The organism is Pleurocapsa sp. PCC 7319 (assembly GCF_000332195.1).
Lineage (GTDB): Bacteria > Cyanobacteriota > Cyanobacteriia > Cyanobacteriales > Xenococcaceae > Waterburya.
Genome location: NZ_KB235922.1, coordinates 4,945,793 through 4,960,387, shown reverse-complemented (window position 1 = coordinate 4,960,387; position 14,595 = coordinate 4,945,793). Strand labels below are relative to the sequence as shown.

The window sequence follows — 14,595 nt, the reverse complement described above, 5'->3', positions numbered from 1 at the left end:
AATTACTTAGTATATTTGTTATGTATAGATTAATATAGATTGATAATATAATACAAAAATTTGTTTATATATTATTTGCTTAATTCCACTAAACTATGGAAAATTTCCATCAGAAGATTTATGAAAAACCGATATTAATAACTGTCGTTTTAGCGGTCTTTATTGTTCTAGGATGGTCTGTAGCATTAATCTCGGTAGGAATTTGGCAAATATCTCAAAACTCAAGCATTAAAGCCTCAGGAGTTGCCCAAAATATTCCTGATTTTGCTCATGTGCCTAACGTAGCAACTGGCGTTTTTAATTATGGTGGCAGCAGTGCCTGGGCTTCACTTCGTTTAGTAGTAGATTCAGTAATTCAATCTGAGCGACCCGAATTACAATTACGCTATGTACAACCCCAAAATCAACCTCCAGGCACTAGCCCAGGAATCCAGATGTTACTTGAGGGTCAATTGGCTTTTGTCCAGTCTTCTCATTCACTATTGCCCCAAGAATACGAACTAGCCCAACAAAAAGGATTAAAGCTAAAACAAGTGCCGGTAGCGGTCAATGCTATAGCTGTTGTCGTTCACCCTCAGCTAAATCTTTCTGGTCTAACTCTTAGCCAACTTCAAGCAATTTACACCGGAAAAATTTCTAATTGGCAGGAGGTAGGGGGGCCAGACTTAGCAATTACAGCCTATTCTCGTCCTCCTAATATAGGAGGTATGGTTGATTTTTTTGCTTCTAGGATTCTTCAGGAGCAAGAATTTGGTTCAAATGTTGAATTTATTGCCACAACTACTCAAGCACTTCGCCAATTAGCCAGTAATCCGGGAGGCATTTACTATGGTTCTGCATCAGCACTTGTTCCCCAATGTACTGTTAAACCTTTGTCTTTGGGTCTTCAAGGAAGTGATCTGATTGCTCCTTACCGCAAGCCTTTGGTATCTCCTGCTGATTGTCCCCAGCGACGTAATCAACTAAATATCAAAGCTTTGTCTACTGCTCAATATCCTCTAACTCATTATCTATACGTAGTATTTCTCCACAATGAAGGAGTGCGATCGCCAATAGGTCACAGCTATGCTAATTTCTTGCTAACACCCCAAGGACAGAAGCTAATAACCAAATCTGGTTTCATTCCTCTTGATTAATTTTCAGCAGTTCACGATTCCTCAGCTTCCAACTGGTCTGGTGTTGTTTCTCTGGCTGATGATCTTTCTATCCCTGCTTTCATATCGTTGATTAGACTTACCATTTGGTAAAGATTCTGGTTGGACTGGTTAAGTACCTCGACTTTTTCCTTAGCTTCAGCGATCGCTTCTTGATATAGTCGCTCATGATCACCAGTACTGAGTTGACCCTGTATCTCTTCTTGTACTGTAGTAATGTCTTTTGTCTGTTGATTATTTGATTTGAGCATCAATTCTTCAGAAGCCATCTTGGGCTCAAGTTCTAATGAATCAAGGTCGCTTCGCTCTAGTTCAGAGTTAGTAGTTAGTAGTTCGGAGTTGGGCTCGTTTGAAAACAGACTTGAACCTCTAGCTAACTCTGAATTCCGAACTCCGTTGCGAAGCTTCTCGCGTAGCGAGTACTCCGAACTCTTCTGGTCATGCTGTTGCTTAATCGCCTTTGTTTGAGGAGTAAAATCGTTCGTAAATACTGAGCGATCGTTAATTTGGGTTTTGAGATCTTGCAGTGCCGCTTTATTTTCGGCGATTAATTCTGAGATCTTTTGTTGAAAATTTAGTAGTTCTAGCTGCTGTTCGTCAGACTCATGGTTGTGGTTTTGTTGTGCCAATTCCAACTCTTCCTTAAGCTGAAAACGTTCCAGAGCAAATCCTAATTGAAGAGCTAATTGAGCAAATAGATCTATTTCTGATTGTTCCCATTGATGGGGTTGTTCACACTGATGACCAATTAATAAACCGAATAGTCGCTCATCTTGCAAAATTGGCACTACAAGACTAGCCTTAACTGCTAGGGATTCTAACTGTTCTAAGTGACAGGTAGTTAAATTTGCCTGATAAATATCGGCGATCGCCTTGATGCGACCTTGACGATATTTTTCTCCATATTCTTGACCGAAGCAGGGGTCTTTAAACAGAGTATTTAACCCTCTGGGATATCCAGTTGTTAAAGATTCAGCTACTATATTACCGTTCCAGTCAGCATCAAACTGATAAACAATGACGCGATCAAGCTTCACTATTTTACGGGCTTGTTCGACAGCAATTTTAAGTAGATCTGATGTGTTGGTTCCTTCACTGATATCGAGACTAAAATTTTTGAGTAATTGAGTTGCTAGACTATCGTTTTGAAATCTTTTTAATAAGGCAGCGTTATCCAAGGCAAAACCAACTTGAGTAGCAATTTGGGTCATCCACCGAATTTCATAGTCTTGCCAGTGGCGGGGTTGACTACACTGATGAGCTACTAATAAACCAAATAACTTACCTTCATTGAGGATGGGTGTAACCAGATTGGCTTTAACTTCCAGAGTTTCTAACTGTTCGATGTAGCATTTAGTCATTCCTGCTTCCCGGATGTTACTAATTGCCCGAACCCGACCATCACGATATTGCTCGAGATATTTGGCTTCAAAACAGGGGTCTTTTATTATTCTATTTAAGGCTCTGGGATAACCAGGAACAATTGATTCAGCAATCACCACACCGTATCGATCTTGGTTGAGACTGTAAACTACGACGCGATCGCACTCTAAAACTCGGCGCACTTCTTCCACGCTGATATCCAAAACATCATCTTGTGAAAGAGATTGACGAATATATTGAATGGCATCGGTAAAATAATTCGTCCATTTTCGTTCTCTCTCTGCCTGAGCTTGTTGTCTTGTCGATTCAGCTAAGATCTTGGCATTATCCAAGGCGAAACCAACTTGAGTGGCAATTTGAGTCATCCAGCGAATTTCATAGTCTTGCCAGTGGCGGGGTTGGCTACACTGATGAGCTACTAATAAACCAAATAATTGACCTTCATTGAGAATGGGCGTGACTAGATTGGCTTTTACTTCTAGAGTTTCCAATTGTTGGATGTAACATTTGGTCATCCCTGCTTCATGGATGTTATCAATTGCCCTGACTCGACCATCACGGTATTTATCCAAATATCTGGCTTCAAAACAAGGATCTTCAATCTTTCTATTTAAGGCTCTGGGATAACCAGGAGCTAATGATTCGGCAATCACCACACCGTATCGATCTTGGTTAAGACTGTAAATAACTACGCGATCGCACTCTAAAACTCGGCGCACTTCTTCCACGCTGATATCTAGGACATCGTGTTGCTTGAGGGATTGGCGAATATACTGAGTGGCATCGGTAAAGTAATTAGTCCATTTTCGTTCTCTTTCTGCCTGAGCTTGTTGTCTTGTCGATTCAGCTAATAGCTTGGCGTTATCCAAGGCAAAACCAACTTGAGTGGCAATTTGGGTCATCCAGCGAATCTCATAATTTTGCCAATGGCGGGGTTGGTTACACTGATGAGCTACCAATAAACCAAATAACTTGCCCTCATTAAGAATAGGCGTGACCAAATTAGCTTTAACATCCAAAGTTTCTAACTGTTCGACATAGCATTTAGTCATTCCTGCTTCTTGGATATTATCAATTGCCCTTACTCGACCATCACGGTATTTATCGAGATATCTGGCTGCAAAACAGGGGTCAGAGATAGTTTTATTCAAGGCTCTGGGATAACCAGGAGCTAGTGATTCGGCAATAACCACACCGTATTGAGCTTGATTGAGACTGTAAATAACTACGCGATCGCATTTTAAAACTCTACGTACTTCTTCAACACTGATATCCAGGACATCATTTTGCTTGAGGGATTGGCGAATATACTGAGTGGCATCAGTAAAGTGATGAGTCCATCTCCTCTCTTTCTTTGTCCGAGCCCGAAGGCGAATGATATCATCTAATAACTTAGCGTTTTCCAGAGTCAAGTCTGCTTTTTGAGCAAGTTGCAGCAAAAAATTAATTTCTGCTTTTTGCCACTTTCGCGATGACTTACATTGATGAGCTACTAATAACCCGAACAACTTATCTTGGTTGAGGATTGGTGTAACTAGATTGGCTTTGACTTCTAGCTGTTCTAATTGCTCCAAATAACATGGAGTCATTTTTGCTTCGTAGATATTATCAATTGCCCTCACTCGACCATCGCGGTACTTTTTGAGATACTTAGCTTCAAAACAGGGATCTACTATCGTTCTACCTAATGCTTGTGTATAGTCTGGAGCTACTGACTCTGCTACTACAACACCGTACCGATCTTGGTTGAGACTATACACAACAACGCGATCGCAATTTAGATAGTTACGAGCTTCTTCGACAATGGCTTTGAGAATATTTGGTTGTGAAACAGACTGATTAGAATTTTGAATAAATTCCCCATTCACATAGGTTTCATCTTCTTCCTCTATTTCTTTGGTAGATATTTTTGATCTCGAATCTAAGAGTCTTTTTGTTCCCCAAGCAGCTATAGCCCCCGTCAGTAAAGCTGTAGTCCCCGTACCAATTAACAATGCTGCCAGTAGCTGTTGTAGTTTTTGTTGTCGTGCTAATTCTGTTTCTGCTAAACCCAGATTATCAAATCGTTTCGCCAAGATAGCTTGTTTATTGAGGGTTTGGCTTCCAAAATAATAAGTTGCTGTTCCCACTGCTAATATGGGCAACATTACTGCGCTACCTACTAAAATAGCTACTGTCTGAGTTTGTAAGTGGTGAAAAAATGCTTTTTTAGGCTGTTTTTTCGGTGATTTAGTCTCAACCTTAACTATTTCTCCCCCTTTAGTCTCAGTAACATTTTTACGAACTGATTTTGGCGTAGCTTGTTCGGGAAGAGCTGATTGATTCAAATCAGTTGGCACAGGATCGTTTTGTCTGTTATGCCGTAACTTTCTCTCTTGAGAAGTTTTAGGAAGAGTTGTTTCTCCATCAATATCACTTTCACGTGTTTGAAAGCTAGATTTATCTTGATCTATATCGTTTTTAGGTGCAGACATCTTAAGCTATAGATACATCCTTTTAAAATAGGCAACGAAGATGCTTATAATTTGTATTGCTCAGCAAACAAGAGACGCTAGTATTCTGTCAATTAAAAATTGACGGGTAAAGGGAAAGGGGAAAAGGTTAAAGGATAGTTTTTAACTGTAAAAATATATCCATCATTAATTAGTTGACGCAGCACTAGACAAACTACTTTGTTTAATTAAGAACTAGTAGAAAGCAACAAAAAACTTACGTATTATTACTTAGTTTTCCAATCATACAATAATTGCCTGTTAAAGAAAACTTTGGGTGCGGTGTTCTACCCCCAAATACGGCGATTTAAGTTTAAATCTTCTACAATGCCGATCATTAATTGCAAATCTTGAAAATATTCCCTGAGAGGAGCAAAAGAGAGCATATTCTTAAATAGTTTGGGTTCAAATAAATTGTGTCTGTAGGGAATCGCAATATAGACAAACCCATCAATAAAAGAAAGATATACTTTGCGTCCAGCCTTGCAATTAAAATCGACTAAACGACTCATTAAATTAGTCGAGAGAATATAGCGGGATTCAATTTGGCTATCACCATAAACTCGAAATAGGCGATTAAATTCAGGATCTTCCAACTTGATTAGTTCTCCACGCCAATTATTTAAATGAGCAATTTTACTCTTAGTATCATTAGGCACAATAAAAGTCCGACTGACAAACTTTTTAGAAAATTTGGCCTCAAAAAATAAACCGTGAAAAATGTCAGATTTATGGATAAAACTTTCTAAACCCAACTCATTTCTTTGCCCACCTATGACCTTTTTAACTAAAATTTCGGCAAAAAAGACATCTGTATTGCCTATAGTGCCGTAGATACAGTCTTCTTGTTCTAGAGATTCGGGTTCTTCTAATTCATCTCTCAAGATTTGACTTTTAGTAAAAGCGATAATCGTTTGGCGTTTATCTTCTAAAAATAAATGACTTGCATAACTAAGTCTGCCTCGATCATCAATAAAATCAATTATTTTAGCAATAATATTGCGTTTAAAACCTAAACCATAAACTTGAATACAGCTACGACAGAAAATCAACCAAATAGAGAGGGGGAAACTAAGGCAAGAGAGATATAACAAGATTACATTACCAATTGCCAAATGATTTAATAATATTCGACATATAAACCAGGTAAATACCAAGCAAATAATACCGGAAATAATAATAGTTATGAGAGTTCTTTTTCTCGTATTTTCTAACTGTTTTAAATATCCTAATAAATTGTCCTGGCAGTATTGCTTAAACTCTGATAAAGTTTTCAGTTTGATACCGGTTAATGATCGATCTACTGTTGACTCTGGTGTTGCCTGATCGGACTGAGTAACTAAAATCTGTTGATAAATTTCTGGAGCTAGAGATGCTAAAAATTTCTGTCCCCAAAGACAAGTGGCTGCTACATCACTAGTAGCCATCTGTTGACATAATGCGATCGCTTGTTCGATTTGTTGGTTTTGTTGATAGGCTTTGACTAACTGACGTTGAAGATTGAAATAGATACTATGACTAGCATCTAGCTCTTGAAATAGTTGTTCAAAAATATTGATGGCGGCGATAAAATTTCCCTGATGAAAACTGCGATCGCCCTGAATAAAAAGTCGTTCAATTTCTTCTGGAGACAGGGGATTATTTTGAGAATCGATATCTTGATGCATAAAATGCTTTGGCTATTAACCATTTAATAAATCACCAACATTTACATTGCTACGTTCTTCCTCAGTCGTAACAAACAACTCTTTGGGGCGATATTGCATATAGTTGGCGACCAGGTTACTAGGAAACATTTCAATTGCATTGTTATATTCTGTAACCGCAGCATTGTAAAAACGTCTAGCAGCAGATATTTGTTCTTCAATTTCGTTTAAAGAAGCTAATAATTGATTTACGTGTTGATCAGATTTTAATTCAGGGTAATTTTCAATCAATGCCAAAATATTCCCCATGGTGCGGGAGATTTGATTTTCGAGATTTAATCTTTCTCCCTCGCTTACCTCATTGGACATTACTCGCGATCGCAATCTCGTGATTTCGGCTAAAGTTTGCTGTTCAAACTCCATGTGATGCTTAACCACCGAAACTAAATTAGGAATTAAATCCCATCTTTTTTTGAGTAAAACATCTACACTGGAAAAAGATTTACTAACCTGATTCTTTTTATAGATTAAACCGTTATAAATCCTGACTCCAATGATAAAAATAGTAAAAGTCAGCAACAAAAAGACAATTACCACTGATAACAGGATCGATACAAAAGAATTCATATTTATCAACTCACTTTCTTGAAAATCTAAAGAAGAATAATTAATCTAATTAAAAAAATTATCTTTCTCTTAGAATTCCCAAAAAATCATAAAAAGTAGCTAGTCTTACAGGTATAGCAATACGGAATTACATTAGGACACTCATTACTTATTACTTATTACTTGTTACTTACGAGCAATCAAATAAACTTGTCCTAATACAACTTTTTTTGATAATCTCTACTGTTTAATCATTTCAATAAAAGTCAGGGTTTGCTGATACCCAGCTAGATTATCCGCAGCTAAAAAAAGTTGGGCTGCGTGCCGTAAATCTTTTAACCCCTGTTGCTTATCTCCTAACTGAGCGCGTAAGAATCCTCTATTTCCATAGGCTTCTGCCAAATTAGGATCGAGCTTAATCGCTATATCATAATCTGCGATCGCGCCTTGATAATTGCCAATTTCGGTACGTGCTTTACCTCGATTGTAGTAAGCATCAATAAAACTAGCATCGAACTTCAAGGCTTGAGCAAAATCTTTCAGTGCTTGCTCAAAATTGCCCTGTTCTGCCAAAACAATTGCACGTTTATTATAAGCATCAGCATGACGCGGTGCTAACTCTAATGCTAGATTGAACTCTGCAATCGCTTGTTGAAAATTACCTAAGCCATAGTGAGCCATACCTCGATTGCAATAAGCTTCTAAATATTGAGGGTTCAAGGCGATAACTTGATTAAAGTCAGCAATCGCACCTTGGTAATCGCCATGCTGAGTTTTCTTGACACCTCTATCGAACAACTTATGGATATTCTGCTGACTAGATTTACTTATCTGTTGCTGCTTGATAGGAGAAATAGCTACTGTTGGTTGAACCAAAACGAATATTCCTCCAAGAGTGAGGACTATTCCTAGTAGAATTCTCGTTGTCGATTTCATGACTATGATGTTTCTTGCCAATTACTGAGGGCAAGGAGCTTAACTCTTAATACTTTCTAGTATGGCAAATCTAACTCTAAATTGCTCAACTCTCATTGACATCCTCCCACCACTAAGTCCTCATAACGTCGGACTATAGTCAAATAAGTTAACGATTTTAAATGTTAGGGAAGTTGGGACTTAGGGAAATGGGGCAATAAACTTAAGTTAGCTGATTTTTGCCTTAATTCAGTCTTAATTTTCTGGATAATTATTCTGGTAGCTCGACTTAGTTGAAAATATGTTTTCAATCGAGAATTCATAAATTTATTACCAATAAAATGAAAGCTCGCCTCACGCTCATCATCGAAATAATAAAACTGGAATATGACTGCTGCGTAGCATTTGAGCCGTCGTACTACCAATTACCAGATGGCGAATTCGACTATGTCCGTAAGCTCCCATAAGTAATAAACTAATGTCTTGCTCGGTAACATAGTTCGAGATCGCTTTTTCAGAATGTCCTTCGATTACAGAACAAACTGGTTCAAATCCAGCCTGTTGTGCCAATTTCTTGGCTGATTCAAGTCGGGCGATCGCTGTTTGTTCTACTGCGTTCTTAGCAACGGTAACGATATGTAATTCCAAACCCTCAAAAACAGATGAATCTGCGATAAATCGAAGAATTTTATCGCTACTACGACTACCATCATAAGCAATCAACACCCGTTTAATCGGTTTGAACTGACGTGAAGTTACTAAGCAGGGTTTATAGCTACTACGAACGATCCTTTCTAGGTTTGCTCCTAAGTGTCCCGAAGCAAACTCGGCAGCTTCACCTCGCTTTCCTAATACGATCAGATCGCAACTAGCTTCAAATTTCGCCAAACAATCTACCAGAAAACCTGTTTCGTGGAGAAGGTTGATCCGTTCTACTCCTTCTGCCTTAAGGGTTTTGGCTGCCTCTTGTAAAACTAATTTCGCCCGTTGATGATTAATCTTAGCTTTTTCATGTTCCAATTCCACTAAGCGATTGAGCAAATTTTTTGAGGCATCAATGCCAATACTACCACTTAAGTTTTGTTGGGAAATTGCTTGTTGACCTCGAACATCAGTCACACAGAGAACATCTACTTCTTCTGCTTTTAGGTTCGTGGCAAACCATGCACCATAACGGTAGGTATTATCCGCAAAAGCCGAGCCATCACTACAAAGTAAAATTTTTTTCATGTTTAAAAGTAAAGATATGATTAAAAGTCTTAATTCTCAATAACTACGGATTCTTTATTATCTGCCAATCTATTGAATAGAGTCGCACTGGCTTCATTTAAACCGACTACCTGAACTTCTACACCATTACGACGAAATTTACTCACCACTTTGTCAACGGTTTCTACTGCCCCCTGATCCCAAAGATGAGCCTGAGTTAGATCGATAGTGACACGCTCGACTAGTTCCCTAAAATCAAAGGAGCGGAGAAACTCTTCTTTGGATAAAAAGAAAATTTGACCAGCTACTTTATAAATACGGTGAGCACCATCATCACTCAAAGTTTTATTCACAAACACGAGCAAAGCAATCTTACGAGAGAAGAACACCGTACTCATTACAATTCCCGTTGCCACACCCAAAGCAAAATTACGAGTAAAAATAATAACAAACATAGTAGTTAACATCACCGCTGTTTCAGTACGCGGAATGCGGGACATATTTTTAAAAGATGACCAACTGAATGTGCCAATAGAAACCATAATCATCACTGCCACCAGTGCAGCCATTGGCATTTCTTTAACCCAATCTTGTAATACCAAAATAGCAAACAGCAGAAAAACCCCCGCTGAAAGAGTTGATAATCTACCTCGACCACCCGATTGTACGTTGATCACCGATTGTCCAATCATGCCACAACCTGCCATCCCGCCAAAAAAAGCGGTCACTATGTTGGCAATACCTTGCCCTTTAGCTTCTTGATTTTTATCACTTGGAGTATCAGTTAAGTCATCAACTAAAGCAGCAGTTAGAAAAGAAGCTAATAAACCGACGATCGCCATTGTTAAAGAATAAGGAAAGATAATCTGTAAGGTTTCTAGATTGAATGGCACTTGTGGTAACGCAAATATAGGTAGTGTGGCGGGTAATTCCCCCATATCTCCCACGGTGGGAACTTCCAGCTTTAGGGCGATCGCTGCTATAGTCATTACGGCTAAGGCTACCAGGGGAGAAGGAACAACTTGAGTAAAGCGAGGCAAAATATAAATAATTGCCAACGAAAGCAGCGTTAAGATATAAACCGTAACAGGGACATTAGTAAGTTGGGGCAACTGAGCCAAAAAAATTAGCACCGCTAAAGCATTGATATACCCAATCATCACCGCTCTTGGTACATATTTCATTTGGCGACCTAGTTTTAGTATTCCAAATAGTACCTGTATTATTCCCGTTAAAAAAGTGGCTGCCAAAAGATACTGCAAACCATGATCTTTTACTAAATCGATCATCAGCAACGCCATTGCTCCCGTTGCAGCAGAAATCGATCCTGGTCTTCCGCCCAAAAAAGCCGTCATCACAGCAATAATAAACGAAGTATAAAGCCCTACTTTTGGATCAACTCCAGCAATAATCGAAAAAGCGATCGCTTCTGGAATCAATGCCAATCCTACTACTGCTCCTGCTAAAAGGTCTTGTCTGGTATTAAAAAACCACTCTCGTTGGAAAAATTTTAGGTTCAATTTAGCTCCTCAAGTTTCAAGTAGAAGTGAAAACACAACTTTTGTTTAAGCTCTTGTGTTTTTAAACAAGATATATATTATTTCATAATCCTGAGCGAGAGGAATGGCGGGGTTGCCTCGCCATAGCCAGAAATCAATTACATAGTCGCTAAGTTGAAAAAAGAGTTGCTCGAAGAAGAAATCAGGAAAAGCTCTGAATTATATCAAGAGGTTTATCAGAGTGATCGTGAATTACAAGAATTGACTGATGATGCTGCTAGCCTATGTCTAGAGTAAAGCCAAAACGAGGTGATATCGTTGACTTCGATCTAAAATTAGATTTAAGGTAGCCATTGAGGATGAAAGCCAATAAATGGCAATTGCTCGATACTAGGAGTATTTGTATCGGCTAGATTCGCAGCAGGAATAGCCAACCAGATACTATTTTTTTGATTTCCAGGAACGTTGACAGAATTCCCTCTGAGCGATCGCTCAAAAAGAATTCCCAAGCCATCGGGAGCAACGCTAACTTGACTTTCTTGATAATTTGGCACAGTTACAAGAGTATTTATCTTGCCTGTTTTGAGGTTAATTTCGGCTAGATAGGGTTTTTCAACATATACTTCTCCCTTGGCTAATTCGGTTAACCAACAATAGAGATGCTTGGCTGTGGGATCGAACTGACAGTTTTGAATCGAACCATCAGTATTTAAAAGTTTTTTCTGTATTACCTGATTGTTAACATAATAGAGAGAGCGCGTATATTTTAACTTCTCGCTATCGGTATTGTAATTAATCATGGCTGCCCCCGTTCCATCGGCGGTAAAATCGAGTACCTGACCAAATTTCGGTAAGAAATCTAAAGCTTGGGCTTGAGCTTTTAAAGGTAACAGAGCAATCCCCTCTCCCTGGGCTACCGCTACTGCTTGACTATCGGGAGTAATCAGAAAGTCACCAACTTGAGCATTAGTAATTAATTGGGGGGATTGACCATCAACAATTTTCCACAAACCATAATCTCGGGGATTATTACGGTTGAGTCTTTGTACCACAATAATTTTGCCATCTTGGGAGATATCGAATTTGTTATTTTGATATTTCTGATTGTCTAAAACTAGTTTAATTTTGGGAGTGATTTTGCTGGAAGCATTTAGTTGGGTAGTTACGGTATAGAGTTTTAAATATCTAATTCCTTCTACACCCTGGCTGGTGTCAGCAGCAGAAAACAAGAGAAAATTTCCTTGTGGATCGGGTTTAAAGTCAAATACAGCCAAATTTTTAGGAGTTAAGATTGCTGTTTGCTGGCTCGTCCAATTAGATAAAACTAATCTTCCTTGTTCTTCTCCCTTAGTACCAATATAAGCTAAAGCACGATCTCGACTGTAAAATTCGGCATTAAAAGGCTTAATTTCCTCTCCTGCTTGTTCTTGATGAGAAAATCTATCTCTTGCTCCTGCTAACGTAACCTGATAAGTTTCTCCATAGGTTATGGGGTCATTTAGAGTATAAGCCAGCCGCAAACCCGACCAACTAATTTTGCCTGGTAAGGGAGGAGTAATACTTAAATTCTTTTCGACACTGAGACGATCCATCGGACGATTAAAAGTCAAAATAAAAGCGCGATCTTGTCCGCCAACAGTTTTATTTTCCCAGCTAAAATTACTGACTCTTGCACCTGCATGGAATAGGCATTCATCCTCGCAAGCAGTTCCACCCCAAACTAATAACCCCATAATGAAAGTTAAAAGTACAATTAAAATGATCGCCAGTTTATCTATTGGTTGAGCTAGTCTTGATTGATTCATCGATAACTATAGGGATCGGCAGGAGTGGGAATTGTGGTAATCGAGCGTGCATTTAAGACGACAGAACGTTTTTGAGCAACAGCTTGATCGTCTGCTCGATCTTTGACAGGTATAGTTTCGGCACTCATTACCCCCCGAACAGTCAGCCAACTATCTACAGGATAATTACTACGGCTAGTTTCTAGTTTAACGGGGATACCTATAGGATAGGCATCTACCGCACAACAGGTAACAACAAAGCGAGAAAGCATTATGTAGTTGTTTGGCAGTTCTGGTAAATGTAGGACAAAACCCGTAATGTTGGCTGCTTGTCCACTGTAGGCATCGGGTTCGGGATAGGCGTTAATTGTCCTGATCCATTCGATCAGCGATCGCGATTCGGTTTTAGTAGCGGTACGAAAAGCTTGGGGTTGAATTGTGGTAAAAGGTAAATCTCCCACACCTCTTTTGAGAGCAGTTTGGCTGGTCAAAACTTTCGGTGGAATTAATAATCCTGCGATCGCTACGAGCAATAATAATCTACTGCCCAAACCTGGAGGAAATAAGGTGATGTGTTCGCGATTATTTTGCGCTCTATTTTTGACAATAGACTCAATTTTAATGATGCCCAAAATAATTAAAACTATGCCACTACCTAATACCAAGCTGAAATAGTTAGGATGGATTAATAACTTATACTGTCCTGTCAAGGTATATTTTAAGAGTAAAATTCCCCAGGCTAGTAAACTCAATCCTTCTAACCAAGAGAATAACAAGTTTTTTTTATTTTTAGCAGAAGTCAAACGCATTTTTATATGATAAATAAATTAAAGCAAATAACTATAAATTAAAGTAAAAATAAATGTTAGTTGAGCAACTAAAGTAAAAATATAGATAATAATCTTTGGTTTAAAAATTGATGCCATCAACCCAATACTTTTGATATCGATTGTTGGACCAAACACTAAAAAAGCTAATAAAGAACCGCTCGTAAAAGTAGAGGCAAAAGACAGAGCGAAAAAAGAATCTACAGTAGAACAAATCGAGACGATCGCAGCCAATAACATCATTGCCACAATTGAAGTTATTGTATCTTGACCCAAGCCTAAGACAATCTCACGGGGTATAAATACCTGAATTATGACAGCGATCGCACTCCCTAAAACCAAGATTCCTCCTAGTTCGCTAAATTCTTGGAGTAGGTTGCTAAAAAATAACTGCCATTTTGTCCTAAAATTACTAGTTTTGTCCAGTTTAGTTGTCACTAATAAATCATCATCAAAAGGAATAGATGCACCCTGTCTCAGTAAAAAAGTACCAGATTGTAATAGTAGTGATTTATTTGGTGGAATATTAACTATAGGTTTGAGTCTTTTGGCAAAAGATGTCTGCAACAACTCACGAGCGTCTGGTTGAATACTAAACACACAACCGACGATAGTTGCGATCGCACTAGAAAACAATACCCTACAGATAACAATACTCGGGCGATCGCCAAAAGCGATCCAGGTAGCCCAAATGACAATGGGATTAATAGTCGGTGCTGCCAAAAGAAACGAGATCGCCACCGAAGGAGAAACCCCTGTTAATAATAATCTTCTAGCTAGAGGAACGTTACCGCATTCACAGACAGGAAACAAAAAACCGATACAGCTACCAACTAGCGAACCTAACAAGGGATTTTTAGGTAATTTGGCAATTAACTGCTTTTCGCTAATCAAAAATAACAAACCACTAGAGAGCAATACCCCCAGCAGCAAAAAAGGCATTGCTTCAACCAATAAACTCAAGAACAGCGTGAAAGCATCGTGCAGTTGATTCATAAACGGTAGTTGGTAGTTCGGTTTATCGATTTGTATTTAAATTTCTCGCTCTTCTCAATTTAAACCTCAATTTAAACCTAAAGC

At 38.6% G+C, this 14,595-nt stretch carries 11 protein-coding genes; 2 read left to right on the top strand and 9 right to left on the bottom strand.

The window, feature by feature from the left end:
- The first annotated feature begins 95 nt into the window (after nt 1-95).
- Nucleotides 96-1,136: a PstS family phosphate ABC transporter substrate-binding protein gene (locus tag PLEUR7319_RS0126630; protein WP_019508280.1), complete on the top strand. Its 1,041-nt coding sequence runs from the start codon at nt 96-98 to the stop codon at nt 1,134-1,136.
- Nucleotides 1,137-1,147: 11 nt separating this feature from the next.
- Here PLEUR7319_RS0126630 and PLEUR7319_RS0126625 read toward each other — a convergent pair whose 3' ends face one another.
- The 6 genes from PLEUR7319_RS0126625 to PLEUR7319_RS0126600 form a co-directional block, all read right to left on the bottom strand.
- Nucleotides 1,148-5,011, bottom strand: a complete 3,864-nt coding sequence (locus PLEUR7319_RS0126625; protein WP_019508279.1) for a GAF domain-containing protein — start codon at nt 5,009-5,011, stop codon at nt 1,148-1,150.
- 305 nt (nt 5,012-5,316) lie between these two features.
- The gene (locus PLEUR7319_RS38580; RefSeq protein WP_019508278.1) at nt 5,317-6,696 is read right to left on the bottom strand and encodes a DUF3137 domain-containing protein; all 1,380 of its coding nucleotides are present in this window, start codon (nt 6,694-6,696) and stop codon (nt 5,317-5,319) included.
- A gap of 15 nt (nt 6,697-6,711) precedes the next feature.
- Complete coding sequence (locus PLEUR7319_RS0126615; protein WP_019508277.1) at nt 6,712-7,302, bottom strand: LemA family protein; 591 nt, start codon at nt 7,300-7,302, stop codon at nt 6,712-6,714.
- Between the two features lie 219 nt (nt 7,303-7,521).
- Nucleotides 7,522-8,217, bottom strand: a complete 696-nt coding sequence (locus tag PLEUR7319_RS0126610; protein WP_019508276.1) for a tetratricopeptide repeat protein — start codon at nt 8,215-8,217, stop codon at nt 7,522-7,524.
- A 342-nt stretch (nt 8,218-8,559) separates the two neighbouring features.
- On the bottom strand, nt 8,560-9,426 hold the full coding sequence (locus PLEUR7319_RS0126605) for a universal stress protein (protein ID WP_019508275.1): 867 nt from the start codon (nt 9,424-9,426) through the stop codon (nt 8,560-8,562).
- A 29-nt stretch (nt 9,427-9,455) separates the two neighbouring features.
- Nucleotides 9,456-10,925 carry a SulP family inorganic anion transporter gene (locus tag PLEUR7319_RS0126600; protein WP_019508274.1) on the bottom strand — a complete coding sequence of 490 codons (1,470 nt, stop codon included), beginning with the start codon at nt 10,923-10,925 and terminating at the stop codon, nt 9,456-9,458.
- A 153-nt stretch (nt 10,926-11,078) separates the two neighbouring features.
- Here PLEUR7319_RS0126600 and PLEUR7319_RS43225 point away from each other — a divergent pair, with 153 nt between their 5' ends.
- Nucleotides 11,079-11,201 (top strand): hypothetical protein, encoded by a 123-nt coding sequence (locus PLEUR7319_RS43225; protein ID WP_019508273.1) that lies wholly within the window; start codon nt 11,079-11,081, stop codon nt 11,199-11,201.
- Nucleotides 11,202-11,245: 44 nt separating this feature from the next.
- On the opposite strand, the gene PLEUR7319_RS0126590 is transcribed toward PLEUR7319_RS43225, so the two are convergent.
- The 3 genes from PLEUR7319_RS0126590 to PLEUR7319_RS0126580 are packed head-to-tail and all read right to left on the bottom strand — an operon-like array spanning nt 11,246 to nt 14,511.
- Complete coding sequence (locus PLEUR7319_RS0126590) at nt 11,246-12,709, bottom strand: Ig-like domain-containing protein (RefSeq protein WP_019508272.1); 1,464 nt, start codon at nt 12,707-12,709, stop codon at nt 11,246-11,248.
- A complete protein-coding gene (locus PLEUR7319_RS0126585; RefSeq protein WP_019508271.1) occupies nt 12,706-13,497 on the bottom strand; it encodes a TIGR03943 family protein in 792 nt (263 codons plus the stop codon). Before PLEUR7319_RS0126585 ends, PLEUR7319_RS0126590 begins: the two co-directional genes overlap by 4 nt.
- 18 nt (nt 13,498-13,515) lie before the next feature.
- Nucleotides 13,516-14,511 carry a permease gene (locus PLEUR7319_RS0126580; RefSeq protein ID WP_019508270.1) on the bottom strand — a complete coding sequence of 332 codons (996 nt, stop codon included), beginning with the start codon at nt 14,509-14,511 and terminating at the stop codon, nt 13,516-13,518.
- Between the last annotated feature and the right edge of the window lie 84 nt (nt 14,512-14,595).